At 70.8% G+C, this 15077-nt stretch carries 8 protein-coding genes and 3 pseudogenes; 4 read left to right on the top strand and 7 right to left on the bottom strand.

The window, feature by feature from the left end; translation table 11 throughout:
• The first annotated feature begins 3 nt into the window (after window positions 1-3).
• From BM536_RS07915 to BM536_RS07905, 3 genes and pseudogenes are all read left to right on the top strand, one after another.
• Window positions 4-879, top strand: coding sequence for an amidohydrolase family protein (locus BM536_RS07915; RefSeq protein ID WP_073496178.1), 876 nt, complete (start codon window positions 4-6; stop codon window positions 877-879).
• Window positions 880-891: 12 nt separating this feature from the next.
• On the top strand, window positions 892-2565 hold the full coding sequence (locus tag BM536_RS07910; RefSeq protein ID WP_245873321.1) for an acyl-CoA synthetase: 1674 nt from the start codon (window positions 892-894) through the stop codon (window positions 2563-2565).
• Between the two features lie 40 nt (window positions 2566-2605).
• A pseudogene (locus BM536_RS07905) lies at window positions 2606-3060 on the top strand (MaoC family dehydratase).
• Window positions 3061-3277: 217 nt separating this feature from the next.
• On the opposite strand, the pseudogene BM536_RS07900 reads toward BM536_RS07905, so the two are convergent.
• From BM536_RS07900 to BM536_RS07875, 6 genes and pseudogenes are all read right to left on the bottom strand, one after another.
• A pseudogene (locus BM536_RS07900) lies at window positions 3278-4949 on the bottom strand (PHP domain-containing protein).
• An 80-nt stretch (window positions 4950-5029) separates the two neighbouring features.
• Window positions 5030-6856, bottom strand: a complete 1827-nt coding sequence (locus BM536_RS07895) for a LamG-like jellyroll fold domain-containing protein (protein ID WP_073496162.1) — start codon at window positions 6854-6856, stop codon at window positions 5030-5032.
• A 40-nt stretch (window positions 6857-6896) separates the two neighbouring features.
• On the bottom strand, window positions 6897-9923 hold the full coding sequence (locus BM536_RS07890) for a glycoside hydrolase family 2 TIM barrel-domain containing protein (RefSeq protein ID WP_073496152.1): 3027 nt from the start codon (window positions 9921-9923) through the stop codon (window positions 6897-6899).
• A complete protein-coding gene (locus BM536_RS07885) occupies window positions 9920-10786 on the bottom strand; it encodes a carbohydrate ABC transporter permease (protein WP_073496150.1) in 867 nt (288 codons plus the stop codon). Before BM536_RS07885 ends, BM536_RS07890 begins: the two co-directional genes overlap by 4 nt.
• Before the next feature lie 14 nt (window positions 10787-10800).
• The gene (locus BM536_RS07880; protein ID WP_073496148.1) at window positions 10801-11763 is read right to left on the bottom strand and encodes a carbohydrate ABC transporter permease; all 963 of its coding nucleotides are present in this window, start codon (window positions 11761-11763) and stop codon (window positions 10801-10803) included.
• Window positions 11763-13049 (bottom strand): ABC transporter substrate-binding protein, encoded by a 1287-nt coding sequence (locus BM536_RS07875; RefSeq protein ID WP_094102742.1) that lies wholly within the window; start codon window positions 13047-13049, stop codon window positions 11763-11765. Before BM536_RS07875 ends, BM536_RS07880 begins: the two co-directional genes overlap by 1 nt.
• A gap of 273 nt (window positions 13050-13322) precedes the next feature.
• On the opposite strand from BM536_RS07875, the pseudogene BM536_RS39390 reads away from it, so the two are divergent.
• Window positions 13323-13454, top strand: a pseudogene (locus tag BM536_RS39390) (alpha-L-fucosidase); the annotation flags it as partial.
• Between the two features lie 467 nt (window positions 13455-13921).
• On the opposite strand, the gene BM536_RS07865 reads toward BM536_RS39390, so the two are convergent.
• Window positions 13922-15052 carry an ATP-grasp domain-containing protein gene (locus BM536_RS07865; RefSeq protein WP_073497262.1) on the bottom strand — a complete coding sequence of 377 codons (1131 nt, stop codon included), beginning with the start codon at window positions 15050-15052 and terminating at the stop codon, window positions 13922-13924.
• Window positions 15053-15077 lie beyond the last annotated feature (25 nt).

Here is a 15077-nt window from a genome sequence, read left to right as displayed (position 1 = left end):
TCCATGAACGTCGAGGACCTCGTCGCGATCGACGTCCACACCCACGCGGAGGTGTCCTCCCAGGGCCACTCCTCCCTCGACGACGACCTGCACGACGCCTCCTCCGCCTACTTCAAGGTCGAAGGCGAGCGTAAGCCGACCCTTCAGGAGACGGCCCGCTACTACCGCGAGCGCAGGATGGCCGCCGTGATCTTCACGGTGGACGCCGAGTCCGCGACCGGCACCGCCCCCGTCCCCAACGAGGAGGTCGCCGAGGCGGCCGCCGCCAACGCCGACGTCCTCATCCCCTTCGCCTCCATCGACCCCTTCCGCGGCAAGGCGGGGGTGCGTCAGGCCCGCCGCCTGGTCGAGGAGTACGGGGTGAAGGGCTTCAAGTTCCACCCCAGCATCCAGGGGTTCTTCCCCAACGACCGGGCCGTGGCGTACGCGCTGTACGAGGTGATCGAGGAGACCGGCGCCATCGCCCTGTTCCACACCGGCCAGACCGGCATCGGCGCCGGCGTGCCCGGCGGGGGCGGCATCCGGCTCAAGTACTCCAACCCGCTGCACGTCGACGACGTGGCCGCCGACTTCCCGCACCTGAAGATCATCCTGGCGCATCCGTCGTTCCCCTGGCAGGACGAGGCCCTCGCCGTCGCCACGCACAAGCCGGGCGTGCACATCGACCTGTCCGGCTGGTCGCCCAAGTACTTTCCGCCGCAGCTGGTGCAGTACGCCAACACACTGCTCAAGGACAAGGTCCTCTTCGGTTCCGACTTCCCCGTCCTGACCCCCGACCGCTGGCTCGCCGACTTCGGCAAACTGACGATCAAGGACGAGGTGAGGCCGAAGATCCTCAAGGAGAACGCCGCCCGGCTGCTCGGGCTGACCACACCGTGAAGGGGCGTGGAGATGCGCAACGAGGGACTGGGATCCTGGCCCGCACGCCGGGCCCGTAAGACCCCGCACCGCACGGCCCTGATCCACGGTGACCCGTCGACGGTCCGCGGTGAGCGGCCGACCGGCGACGGTGACGTGTCTACGATCGCCGGTGAGCGGTCTACGGTCGGCAGTGATCTGCCTAAGGCCCGCAGCGGTCCGTCGACGGTTCACGGTGAGCTGTCGACGGTCCACGGAGATCTGCCGACGTTCCGAGGTGAGCGGTCGACCGACTACCGCACATTGCACACGCGCACCACGCGCCTGGCCCACACCCTGCGCGCCCGGGGCGTCCGGCGCGGCGACCGGGTCGCCTACCTCGGTCCGAACCACCCCTCCTACCTGGAGACCCTGTTCGCGGCCGGCACCCTCGGCGCGGTCTTCGTGCCGCTCAACATCCGCCTGGCCGGGCCCGAGATCGCCTACCAGCTCACCGACTCCGGCGCGAAGGCCCTGGTCTACGGTCCGGCCTACGCGGGACTGGTGGCGGGACTGCCCGGCAGTACCGGCATCCGGACCTACCTCGAGGTCGGCGCCGAGTACGAGGAGTCGCTCGCGTCGGCCGCGGAGGACCCCATCGACGAGCCGGTCGGCCCCGACGACACCTGCATCATCATGTACACCTCGGGCACCACCGGCCGCCCCAAGGGCGCCATGCTCACCCACGGCAACCTGACCTGGAACGCGCTCAACGTCCTCGTCGACACCGACCTCATCGCCGACGAACGGGCGCTGGTCTCCGCGCCGTTGTTCCACACGGCCGGACTGAACATGCTCACCCTGCCGGTCCTGCTCAAGGGCGGCACCTGCGTCCTGGTCGGGTCCTTCGACCCGGACACCACCTTCGACCTCGTCGAACGCCACCGCGTCACCTTCATGTTCGGGGTGCCCACGATGTTCGACCAGATCGCCCGGCACCCGCGCTGGCCGGACGCCGACCTGTCCTCCCTGCGCATCCTGACCTGCGGCGGCTCCCCGGTCCCCACCCCGCTCATCGCCGCCTACCAGGAACGCGGGCTGACCTTCCTCCAGGGGTACGGCATGACCGAGGCCGCCCCCGGCACCCTCTTCCTCGACGCGGAACACGCGCTCTCCAAGGCGGGTTCGGCCGGTGTCCCGCACTTCTTCAGCGACGTACGGGTGGTCCGTCCCGACCTGGTACCCGTCGAGACCGGCGAGACCGGCGAGGTGATGGTGCGCGGCCCGCACGTCATGCCCGGCTACTGGGGGCTGCCCGAGGAGACGGCCGCCTCCTTCGCCGACGGCTGGTTCCGCAGCGGGGACGCCGCGCGCGTCGACGAGGACGGTTACGTGTACATCGTCGACCGTATGAAGGACATGATCATCTCGGGCGGTGAGAACGTCTATCCCGCCGAGATCGAGGACCTGCTCCTCACCCACCCCGACATCGTCGAGTGCGCCGTCATCGGCGTGCCCGACGACAAGTGGGGTGAGGTACCGCGGGCGGTGGTCGTGCCGCGCGAGGGTGTCTCGCCGGATCCCGACGAGGTCCTGGCCTCGCTCGTCGGCCGGCTCGCCAAGTACAAGATCCCGAAGTCGGTCGTCATCGCGGACGAACTCCCGCGCACCGCCTCCGGGAAGCTCCTCAAGTCCCGGGTGCGCAAGCGCTTCGGCACCAATTCCTAGCCGGTCGGCAACGACCCCCGGCGAAAGGTAGGACAGCCACATGAGCCTCACCGTCAACGGCCTCGACGAGCTGAAGAAGCTGGCAGGCAGCGACCTGGGCACCAGCGACTGGATCGAGGTCACCCAGGAGCGCATCGACACCTTCGCCGACGCCACGGGCGACCACCAGTGGATCCACGTGGACCCGGAACGCGCCAAGGACGGCCCCTTCGGCGCCCCCATCGCCCACGGCTACCTCACCCTGTCCCTCTTCATCCCCCTCTTCACCGAGCTGCTGGACGTCCAGGGCGTCACCACGAAGGTCAACTACGGCCTGAACAAGGTCCGTTTCCCCTCGCCGGTGAAGGTCGGTTCCCGCCTGCGCCTCACCGCCCGGCTCACCGAGGTGGAGGGGGTGCCGGGCGGGGTGCAGATCGCCGTCGACGCGCGATCGAGATCGAGGGCGGCGCGAAGCCGGCCGCGGTGCTGCAGAGCCTGTCGCGGTTCTACGCCTGAGGGCCCTCGCCACCCGGTCGCATCGAGCGGTCCGGCCGCTTCGTGCCACCAGCCGTTCCGTCCCGAGCGCGACCGCGTCTCCACGCCGGATCGGGACGCGGGCACGGGGTCGAGCGGACGCCGCGCCGAGGCGTCCGCCGGCGGGGTCGGCCCGCGTGGACGCCGCGGCCGCCTTCTCCGCCCGCTCGGCCGTCCAGCGTCCCGGTCGGTACCCCGCTCAGCGGCCCACCACGTCGACGAAGACCGGGTTGGAGTAGAACCAGGTGTCGGCCCACGGGTCGCCGTCGCCCGGGGTGTGCGGGACCGGCCCGTGCGGGTCGACCGCGGCACCGAGGTAACCGGTTCCGTGGCGGTTCCCGTCGCTGCCCCGCAGCCGCACGTAGAAGGACTCCTCGCCCGCGGTCAGCGGGACACGCAGGGTGTACGTCCCCTTGCGGCCGGAGACGTCCTTCGACCAGGCGACCTTGGTGTCGGGTGCCCGCCAGTCGTCCCGGTCGGCGGCCGGGCCGCGTACCGCACCCCGGATGACGTCCACGTGTGCCAACTCCGGCAGGACCCCCTGGGAGTTGGGGCGGGAGGCGCTGGTGACGGTGATGTTCAGGGTGAGCCTCTCACCCTTGCGGACCCGCAGCCGGCCGCCGAGCGTGACGCCCCGCCCGTGGTCGTGCTCGCGCTTCAGCCGCACCTCCAGCCCGTCGAGCAGATGCCCGTGGTCCAGCCAGACCCGGCCGGCCCGAAGTCCGGCCATCACCGAGCGGTATCCGTGCCGGGTGACGCCGACGTGGGTGCGGCTGAACTGGCCGGGCCAGAAGTCGCTGCCCGGCTGCGGGGTGTCGGTGTTCACCGGGTCGGGCAGCCGGCCGGTGGTGTCGAAGTTCTGCCCCGGTGCCCAGTCGCCGTTCCTCCAGGTGTCGGAGACGATGCGGTGGGCGTCGGAGTTGGTGGTGACGGAGAAGACCCTGCCCTCGGAGAGCAGCGCGTCCCACAGCCCGCCGACGGTCGCCGTCGCCCAGTCGAAACCGCCGTACGTCAGATAGGCGTCCGCCGGATACCCGGTCCAGGACTGTGCCGTCGGCTTGTTCTCGTACTCGCCGCGGATCGACGTCGGACCGCGCAGGCCGGGGACGGCCGCGCCCTGGGCGCCCGGTGCGCCCTCCATGCCGATCATGATTTCGGGGGCCGCGTCCCGCCAGTCGCGCATCTCGTGCGGGGAGTCGATGCCGAGGCGCATCGGGTGGTTGGCGAGGACCAGGACGTCGTCGACGTAGCCGGTGCGGCGCTGTCGCGCCAGCCACTGGATGGCCCTGACGGCGTGGGCCTCGTTGCGGGCGGTGTCCGTGGCCCCGGCGGCCCCCTGGGTGTAGCCGAGGAGCTTGCCGTCGTAAGCGGTCTCGAAACGGGTCAGCAGGTCGACCTCGTGCGGACCGGGCGCCGCGAACACCGTGGCGTGCTCGGCGGCCGGGATGTACCACTCCAGGCCCTGGAAGATCAGCTGGCGCGGGTTCTCGGCACGGGCCTTGACGATCTCGTCGTGCTCCAGCGAAGCGCCGTACCGCGCGTGCCCGAGGTTGGAGTGCTCGGTGAAGACCATCCAGTCCAGGCCGTACGCCGCGCCCGCCGCCGCCAGTTGCGAGAACGTGTACTTGGCGTCGTGGCTGTAGACGGTGTGGATGTGATGGTCGCCGACGAGATAGCCCAGGCGCGGGTCCTCACCGCCGAGGCGGCCGAGGCCGCGGCGGACGCCGGCCGGCCGCCGCCGCCCCGAGCGCGAACGCGGTACCGAACAGGCCTGCTGCCCGCAGGAGTTGGCGTCTGGACGCACCCTGTGCGTCGAGATCGGCGGAGGATACGGACGGATCCGCCCAGGAAGGCAGCTGCTGCTCGGCCATGACTCTCTTTCGGGGCTCGGGGCTCGGGGATCGGGGCTCGGCGCTCGGGCCCTGGGTGGTGCTCGGGCTCGGGGTGGGGCTCAGTGGTTCATGAAGGAGGTGACGGGCAGCGCCCGTTCGACGATCCGGACGTCGCCGAGCCGACCGTGCAGGATCTGGTCGATCTGCCCGCCGTACGCGTAACCGCCGAGCAGCCACGGCAGTCCCACGGAGGTGATGCCGACCGACCTCGCCTTCGGGTTGCGGACGACCGGGCAGCCCTCGACGTAGAGCGTGGTGTGCCGGCCGTCGTTGACGACGGCGAGGTGCCACCAGGTCTCCAGCGGCGTCTCCTGGCCCCAGTTGGTGGCGATGCCCTCCTGGTTGAGCGGACGCATCGCCCACTGCGGTTCGCGATCGTTGGAGAGGGAGAGTGTGGCCAGCGGCTCGTCGGGGTCGTCGCCGGTCTTCCCGGCGGCCCCGCCGGTTCCGGTGCGGCCGACCAGCCCCGACCAGGCGTGGTGCGCGGCGTCCCAGTCGGCGGGCAGCCGGTAGAAGGCCTCGATGGTGTACCCGCTCTCGAACGTTGCCGAGTTGAGCGGCGCCCCGTCCACCGTCCGCAGGTACGCCCCCCTCAGCGGCGACTTGTGGCCCTGGAACTCCAGGCTGCCGTGGCCGGGCTGGTCGGGGTGGTGGTCGGCCGACCAGCCCAGCGACCCGCCACCGACGGTGACGACGGCGAGGTCGTTGCCGCGTCCGGACAGGTCACGGACGGTGCCCCCCGCGGGCGACTCGAAGCGCCAGTACGCCACCGTGCCCGGGACCAGCATCCTCGGCACCGGACGTGCGGGCCGCGCCGGTTCGGGGGCGAAGCCGGCGAACCGCTCCGCGAAGTCGATGCCGACGGTGAACCGGTCGGCGTCACCGCTCAGCTCGATCTCCTGCCGCTCCAGCTCGTTGAGGCCCTTCGCGGCCCGGCCGAGGATCCAGGGGGAGACCGTCTCCACATCGATGACGTTCCGGTCCAGGTCGAAACGGTAGAGACGGATCATCGCCGCGCCGCCGAAGTAGCGGTTCTGGTAGTTCGTCAGATGCAGGTGGACGTCGTTCCCCGCCGCGTTCCTCCGGGTCACCCGTCCGGCGGGCCAGTAGTGGCCGTTGAGGGTGAGGAAGATCTGGTCGTGGTCCCTGATCAGCCGGTCCCACAACTGCTGCCCGTACGCCGACAGCGCGTCGTCCGCCACGACCAGCTCGTGTGTGGTCAGGACGACAGGCGTCCCCGGGTGCCGGGCCAGCACGTCGGCGGCCCACGCGTACCCCTGCGGCGACAGCCGCCAGTCCAGTGCCAGCACCATCCACTCCCGGCCGGCGGCCCGGAACAGGTGGAAGGTGTTGTAGCCGTCCGGGGAGGCGCCGCCGAAGGCCGGGCGGCCCGCGAAGCGGTCCGGGCCTAAGGCGTCCAGGTACGGGCTCGCTCCGCGCTGGTCGGTCGTCGACGACCGCACGTCGTGGTTGCCCGCCAGCACGCTGTAGCCGACCCCGCGCCGGTCCAGCAGCGTGAACGCCTCGCTGATCGCGCTGACTTCGGCTTTCGTGCCGTTCTGCGTGAGGTCGCCCAGGTGCGACAGGAAGACGATGTTCTCGTCCCTGCCGTGCTCCAGGAGGTAGCGCAGGGACGCCTCCACGGGTGCCTTGTCGATGCTCGGTCCGTCGAAGAGGTACTGGGTGTCGGGCATCACCGCGAGAGTGAAGCGGCGGCTGTCGGGATCGGGGCGCCACGCGGACGGCGTCGCCTCGGCGCCGGCGGCCGGCAGGACGACCGAGGCGGTGGCGGCGGCGCCCAGCAGCGCGGTCGCCCTCAGGAAACCGCGTCGTCCGGCGTCGGCCTGGGCGGCCTCGCACTGTTCATGGGCATGCGACGTACACACGTGTGCTCCGTAGGGGAAGTCCGCCGAGGGAAAGGGGAGTTCAGAGGACGCGCAGGGTCCAGCTCCAGCGGTGCCGGCCCGGCGCGACGAGATAGGAGGGGAAGGTGTCGGGACCGCAGGAGGCCGTACCGAGCCCGCGGTGCGCCGCGTCGAGGTGGACCACACAGCCGGTGCGCGGCACTAGCTCGTCGTGGTGGGCGGCGGCCGTCAGATCCTCGGCGCGGTGGCGTGTGACGGAGACCTGGCGCGGCTCGTCCAGCGTGACCGTGAGGCCGGTGGCGTCGGGCGCGGACAGCGTGAACCGCCGTACGCCGTGCCGGCCGCCGCTCTCCTGAGGCCGCAGGTAGGGGGTGAACAGGGCGTCGACGGGGAGGGAGTGATGACCCACCGGCGCTCCCGCGCTGCGGTCGGGGTACGACTCCCAGGGGCCTTGCCCGAACCACTCCAGCAGGTCGAACCCGGGGACCGTCTCGAAGACCGAGCCGACCCGCGCCACGTCGTCGAACACGTCGGGCAGCTCGGCGTCCTCGTCGATCCGCAGGCCCCCCTCGACCGGCGTCAGCACCTGACGGTGGCGGACGACCCCGATGTGGCCGGCGTACTGTGCGACGACGGTCACCGACACCCCGTCGCGGCGCACCGAGACCGGTTCGCGCACGAGCGCGTCCAGGCCCCAGGTCCGCCAGCGCAGCGCCGTACCACCCAGCTCGTCGTTGTCGGTGGGCGCCCGCCACAGCGACAGCGTGGGGGCGGCGGTCAGCAGCGGGTGCACCAGCAGCCCGTCCGCGTCGATCTCCACCCGGGCGGCCGCCGTCCGTTTCGCGACCGGTTGCACGAGCGGCGCGGCAACCGATGCGTCAACGGGTGCCACGAGCGGCGCGGCGACGGGTTCCACCACGGTTTCCGGGAGCGGACCTGGAACCGGCTCCACAGCGGCTTCCGCGGCCCGCAGCAGGAGTTGCGGTGTGCACACCTCGGTGCCGCGCGGTGCCCAGGGCAGGTCCTCGGCCGTCGTCACACGCAGCGTCAGCCATGCCTCGCCGCCGTCGGGCGGCAGCTCGAACGGCAGTGGCACCACCGCCGTCTCGCCCGGCCGCAGTTCGGGCAGCACGGCTGGCGCGGTGAGAGTGCCGCCGTCCGCCAGGGACAGCTCCCACTCGGCGGCGAGCCAGTCCAGGCCGCGGAAGTGCTGGTGGTTGGAGAGCACCAGGCCCTCGTGCCGGAAACAGTCCAGGCGCACCGGAGCGGCCAGCTCCCGGTGCTCGTACATCACGGGCTTCGGCGTGCGGTCCGGGAAGACCACGCCGTCCGCGACGAACGCGCCGTCGTGGTCGCTCTCGCCGAAGTCGCCGCCGTAGGCCCAGCGGTACCCGGGTGCGGCGACGCCGCTGTCGTAGAGCCCGGCGCCCCCACGCCCGGCCGGTCTTCCGTCCGTCACGCTCTGGAGGATGCCGTGGTCCCAGAACTCCCAGATGAAGCCGCCCTGAAGTCCCGGGGTGGCCTCGATGGCGGCCCAGTGGTCGGCCAGCGTGCCGTTGCTGTTGCCCATCGCGTGCGAGTACTCGCACTGGATGAGCGGCTTGGTCTGGCGCCCGGAGAGCGCGTGGGCCACGCAGTCCTCCAGCGGCGCGTACATGGGACAGGCGATGTCGGAGGCCACGTCAGGGTCCGCCCAGCCGCGCTTGGCGGCGCCTTCATACTGCAGCGGCCGGGTCGGGTCGTGCCGGCGCACCCAGCCCGCCGCCGCGTCGTGGTTGGCGCCGTAGTCGGACTCGTTGCCCAGCGACCAGATGATCACCGAGGGATGGTTCTTGTCCCGCAGCACCATGCGGGACACCCGGTCGACGAAGGCGTTGAGATAGCGCGGGTCGTCGGCGATCTCATGGGCGTGGTCGTGGGACTCGATGTCCGCCTCGTCGACCACGTAGAAGCCGATCTCGTCGGCGAGGTCGTACAGGGTGGGGTCGTTCGGGTAGTGCGCGGTGCGGATCGCGTTGAAGCCGAAGCGCTTGAGCAGGACCAGGTCCGCGCGCATGTCGTCGTACGACACCGTGCGTCCGGTCAGCGGATGGAAGTCGTGCCGGTTGACGCCGCGGACGAGGACGCGCTCGCCGTTGATCAGCAGGTCCCGGCCGACGATCTCGACGTCGCGGAAACCGACGCGGTGCCGGGAGGTGTCGGCGACGGTGCCGTCGGCGCGGTGCAGGCGCACGGTCAGGCCGTACAGCTCGGGCGTCTCGGCGTTCCAGGTGCGTACCTCGGGCACGCGCGTGTGCAGTCGTGCCTCGCCGAGGAAGGCGGAGACCCGTTCGTCCTGCGCGTTCAGCCGGTCGAACCCGGTGTCCCGCGTCAGCGGCACCCCGTCCAGTTCCCCGCTGACGTACCAGCCCTCGGGCAGCGCCCCGCCGGCGTCCCGCACCAGGCAGTCGACCCGCAGTTCGCCGTCCCGGCGCGCCCGTACGGTCACGTCGGCCAGGTGCAGCGGGTCGGTCGCGTACAGCAGCACCGAGCGGGTGATCCCGCCGTGCCACCAGTGGTCCTGGTCCTCGATGTGCGAGGCGTCCGACCATTTGACGACGGTCAGCCGTACGACGGCCCGCGCGCCGGGGTGCACGAGGTCGGTCAGGTCGAACTCGGCGGCGAGGTGGGAGTCCTTGGAGATGCCGACGGGCCGCCCGTCCACGTGCACCAGCAGCACGCTCTCGGCGGCCCCGACCTGGAGCACGATCCGGCGCCCGGCCCAGTCGGCGGGGATGTCCAGGTCCCGTTCGTGGACACCGGTCGGATTGTCCGCGGGCGACAGCGGAGGGAATTCCGTGTACGGCATACGGATGTTCAGATACTGCGGAAGGTCGGCGGTGTCCTGCATGGTCCACACGCCCGGCACGGCGGCGGTCGACCACGCGTCGCCGACCGGAGCGTCCGGAGCGGACAACAGCTGGAAACGCCAGTCGCCGTCCAGGGAGTGCGCTGCGCCGCGCCGGTCGACGGCGTTCATGGGCAGCCGCCCCCAGGCGGTCACCTCCGGTGCCTCCCAGGGGCGGAGCGCCGACAGGGGGTCCCTCACTTGATCGCTCCCTTTCCGAGGTCCCCGATGATCTGGCGGGCGCCGATCGCGAACACGATCAGCAGCGGGACCAGGGCGAGCAGCGCCCCGGTCATGACCATTCCGTAGTCGGTGGTGCCGTGGGTGCCGTTGAGCTGGGAGAGGGCGACCTGGAGGGTCACGTTGCCGGGGTCGGTGAGGGCGATCAGCGGCCAGGCGTAGTCGTTCCACTGGCCCATGAAGGTGAAGATGGCGAGGAAGGCGAGGCCCGGCCGGACCACCGGGAGGGCGACGTGCCAGTACTGGCGCAGGAAGTTCGCGCCGTCGATGCGGGAGGCGTCGAGGAGTTCGTCGTGGATGGCGCTCCTCATGTACTGGCGCATCCAGAAGATGCCGAAGGCGTTCGCCGCCGCCGGCACGATCAGCGCCGTCATCGAACCGATCCAGCCGAGCCGGGCCATGATGACGAACTGGGGGATGGCCTGGAGCTGCATCGGCACCATGAAGATGAGCATCAGCAACCCGAACAGCAACCGCTTGCCGGGGAACGCGAACTTGGCGAAGACGAAGGCCGCGAGCGAGTCGAAGAGCAGCACCAGGAATGTCACCGTCGTCGCGACGAGCAGCGAGTTCGCCATGGACCCGAAGAAGTCGATCGCGTCGAAGAGGCTGCGGACGTTCTCCAGGAAGTGGGTGCCCGGCAGCAGCTTCGGCGGGTACGAGAAGATCTCGCTCGACGTGTGCGTGGACATGATGACGGCCCAGTAGAACGGGAAGGCCGACAGCAGTACGCCGGTGATCAGCGAGGCGTGCAGGGCGAGGGCGCGGCGCCGTGACCCCCGGATACCCGCGCGGGACGGCTTGAGGCCGTGGATGGATGCCATGGTGCCGGCCCCTCCTATGCTTCGTCCCGGCGCTGGAGCAGGCGCCAGTTGATGATCGAGAAAAGTACGACGACGAGGAAGATGCCCCAGGCCACGGCCGCGCCGTAACCGAAGTCGTTGTTGTCGAAGGTCTGCTGGAAGAAGTAGAGGACCATGGTCCGGCCCGAGTGGCCGGGGCCGCCCGAGAACGTCGACTCGTTCGCGGTGTTCTGGAGCAGCACCTGCGGTTCGGAGAAGCTCTGCAGACCGGTGACCGTCGAGACGACGAGCACGAACAGCAGGGTGGGCCGCAGCAGTGGCAGGGTGACGCGGAAGAAGGTCTGCACCGGCCCGGCGCCGTCGATGCGCGCCGCCTCATACAGCTCGCCGGGGATGGTCTGGAGGCCGGCGAGGAAGATGATCGCGTTGTATCCGGTCCACTGCCAGGTCATCAGCGTGGCGATGGCGACCTTGATGCCCCACGGGGTGTTCAGCCAGGCCACCTGGTCCAGCCCCACCGCCTGCAACAGGGCGTTGACGAGTCCGAAGTTGGTGGAGAACACCGAACCGAAGACGATCGCGACGGCGACCACCGAGGTCACGCTGGGCAGGAAGAAGGCGACGCGGTAGGCGTTCTTCAGACGGACCGCCGAGTTGAGCATCACGGCCGTGACCATCGCCAGGAAGATCATGGGGAAGGTGGCCAGGGCCCAGATGACGACGGTGGTGGCGATGGACTGCCAGAAGTCGCTGTCGCCCACCAGGTACCGGTACTGCGACAGGCCCGCCCACTCCATGGACCCGAGCCCGTCCCACCGGTGGAAGGACAGGTAGAACGAGAAGCCCACGGGGATCAGGCCGAAGGCGAGGAAGAGCAGGTAGAAGGGGGAGATCGCGGCGTAGAGGTGCCAGTATCTGCGCAGGCCCTTGCGAGGCTGGACGGCGGGGATCTCCGCCACGACCACCGGGGGCTTCTCCAGTGCGGGGACGGTGGCCATCAGTGGCTCACCCCCAGGTGCTCGGCGATGCGACGGCACTTGCTCATGGCGTCACTCCAGGCCTTGTCCGGGTCCTTGCCGAGGACGCCGACGTTCTTGATCTCGTCCTTGACGGGCTGCCCGAGGGCGATGTCGAACGGGCTGTTGTAGGCGACCGCGATCCTCTGCGCGGCGGGCCCGAACACATCCGTGGTGACCTGTCCGCCGAAGAACGGGTCGGGGTCGCGCAGTTGTCTCAGCCCGTAGGAGGCGGGGGTGGAGGGGAAGAGGCCCGCGTCGACGTAACCCTGGGCCTGGTTGTTCGCGTCGAGCATCCAGGTGATCAGCCGGAAGGCCTGCTCGGGCTCCCGGCACGCCCTGGTGATCGACAGGAACGAACCCCCGTTGTTGGCGGGCCGCACCGGCATGTCGGCGACGCGCCACCTGCCCTTGGTCCGGGGGACCCCGTTCTTGAGGTCGAACGTGGCCCAGGAGGCGCCCAGTTGGCTGGGCAGCTTGCCGTCCTCCACGGCGGACAGCTGGTCCGGGGTGCCGTTGACCAGATCCGAGACGAGCCGGCGCCGCTCGGCCTCCACGGCGAGATCCCAGGCGTGGCGCACATGCTCCTGGTCGCCGATGAAGTGACGGTCCCTGTCGACGTACCGCTCGCTGCCCTGGTTCACCACGTTGTCGAAGACCGCGTTGACGTCGGTGAGCAGAGAAGCACCCGGAACGCGCTTGCGGAGCTGTTCTCCGGCGGCGAAGAACCTCTCCCAGGTGTTCAGCTCCTTCGACACGTCGTCCGGCTCGTAGGGCAGTCCGGCCTTGCGGAACACGTCGTACTGGTAGAGGTGTGCGACCGGCCCGCAGTCGATCGGGAAGCCGATCATCGAGCCGTCGTCGGCGATGCCCTGGTCCCATTTCCAGGACAGGTAACGGCTCTTGTAGGTGTCCGCCCCCAGCGTCCGCAGGTCGACGAACTGGTCGGCGTTGGGGAGGTAGGACGCCATGTCCTCGCCCTTGAGCCCCGCGATGTCGGGGATGCGGGCGCGGCCGGCCATGGTGGTGATCAGCTTGGAACGGTAGTAGCCGCCGATCTGGATCGCCTGGAGGTTCACCGTGCTGCCGTACCGGGCCCTGGCGTTCTTGACGACGGTGTCGCTCAGGCCGCCGCTCCAGTACCACAGGACCATGTTGCGGCCGGTCGAGCCGGTCGGGACGGCGCAGCCGGACGCCAGGCCGCCCAGCGCCGCGGCGGCCGCAGGGGCCAGGCCCGCGCGCAGCAGGCCTCTTCGTGAGAGCCGCACAGCTCCCACCGCCTTTCGGATCTGTTCGGGAGTTCGCATGGGAGGGGCATGTGGGGGAGTCGGTGTCGGGTGTCTGGGGGACGGGGGAGGGGGAGGCGGAAAGGCGGAGGAGGGCGTCGACGCGGAGCGTCGGCAACCGACGACAACGCGGCGGATGCGCGTGCCGGACCCCGCGTCCGCGGCGTGATCCAAACGACAGGCCCCACGCCCCACCACCCGGCGGGCGCGGCCCGTGCCGCGCCCGCCCCCTCACCCCAACACCCCCGAACGTGCGGACTGCAGAGGGCCGTCGGAGTGCTGTGGATCGAGCCCCCCGCCGGTTCCGGCCTCGATCCGCACGCGACGGTGCTCGCCGTGGAGCTGGACGGCGAGCTGGAGCTGTACCGGGGATCGGGGTGCTCCTGACGTGCTCGGGCCGGCCGGTCGCTCCCGTCCGCAGCGCGGCGCGCCCGATCCCCCGTTCGCCCGGGGATCCCCCGTCGATCCCCGTGCGGTGGTGCTCGTGGTGCTGTTCCGCTCCCACGGAGGTCCCCATGACCCCCGTCGTCCCCCGTGGATCCTCCGTGGGCCTTCGGTGTTACACCGTTAAGAGCGCGCACCCCGGCCCCTGATACACCTTGGGGAGGGAAAATTCCCCCGGACTTCCCGTCCGGGGGAATTCGGGCGGCAGGGCGCGGCCCCCGGCACTCTCGCTGAGGCCGGGCCGGCCGGTGAAAGCGGCCGTGAGGGAGGTGAACCGCCGGGTGGTGAAGGCCACGCCGGCGGCGGGCGGTACGCCGTCGACAACGGGGTCCGGACGGAGGTGCCGCCGCGCGCGGGTGACGGGCTCCGCACCGGTGACGCCTGCGGAGCCTGCAGAGCCGCGCGGGGATCTACAGCGGCAGGGCCTGTGCCGCCTGGCCCACCTCGACGGAGTCGACCGGGGCGGGCACGGCCGCCGGCAGGGGCTCCGTCTCCTCCACCCGCTGCTGCGGAAGCGACACCGCGCGCAGTTGCCGCGGCCCCGACACGATCGCGTAGTCCTGGCCGAGGAACGGCGGAACGATCTCACCGGGATCCTCGCCGAGCGCCAACTGCACCGCGGCCCAGGGGGCGTTGACGCCGCACAGGGACAGCTGGTGAAGTCCGCCGGCCGGACGCGTGTTGACGTCCATCAGGACCGGCACGTCGCCGAACATCCGGAACTGGATGTTGGACAGGTAGTGCAGCCCGAAGCCCTCGGCGATCCGCCGGGCCGGCTCCAGCCACTGCTCCTGGAGGGTGAAACCCCGGCGCCGGCCGTTCTTGGTCCGGCCGATGGACAGCCGGATCCGGTTGTCGGGGCCCGTCAGGCAGTCCACCGACACCTCCGGCTGCTCCAGCCGCGGCATCACCAGCCAGTCCACCTGCTCGTCGGCCTGCTCCAGCGCCTCGACGACCATGTCCAGCTGGACGTACGGCGCCGGGAAGCCGCTGAGCTGCGCCAGCGAGAAGGGGGTGCGCGTGATCACCCGGAAGCCCACGCCGCCCGCGCCGGACGCCGGCTTGAAGCACGCGGTGTGCCCGTCGGCCTCCAACTCCTCGACGGCCGAGACGAGTTCGTCCGCCGTCCGCACCCGCCGCCACGGCGGGACGGGCACGCCGATCGCCTGGACGGCCTCGTAGGCGATCACCTTGTCGTGGAAGACCGCGACGGCCTCGGGCGGCGGCGCCAGCAGCGCCGTACCGGCCGCGGCGAAGTCGGCGCGGTGCGCCACGATCGCGGCCTGGTGCAGCCGGGGGACGAACACGTCGATGCCGCGGCGCCGGCACTGGTCGAGGGCGTACTCGACGTACCCGGCGGGGGACAGGCCCTCCGGCTCGAGATCGGCGGTGTCGGCGGCGGCCAGGACGGGCGAATCGGCGTCACCGTGCGTGGCGTGGATGTCCACGGCCCGGTCGCTCGGATTTCGCCGCAGCTGATCCATGAAGAACACGTTCTCCGCGTACGTGCGGTTGAGCCAGACGCGTACGCGAGAGACCATGCAGGCCGCCTTTCACGGTTCACGG

Origin of the sequence: Streptomyces phaeoluteigriseus, from assembly GCF_001896135.2 — a bacterium.
GTDB lineage: Bacteria > Actinomycetota > Actinomycetes > Streptomycetales > Streptomycetaceae > Streptomyces > Streptomyces phaeoluteigriseus.
Note: the sequence above shows the minus strand (reverse complement) of the source record. Positions and strands in the feature narration are given on the sequence as shown.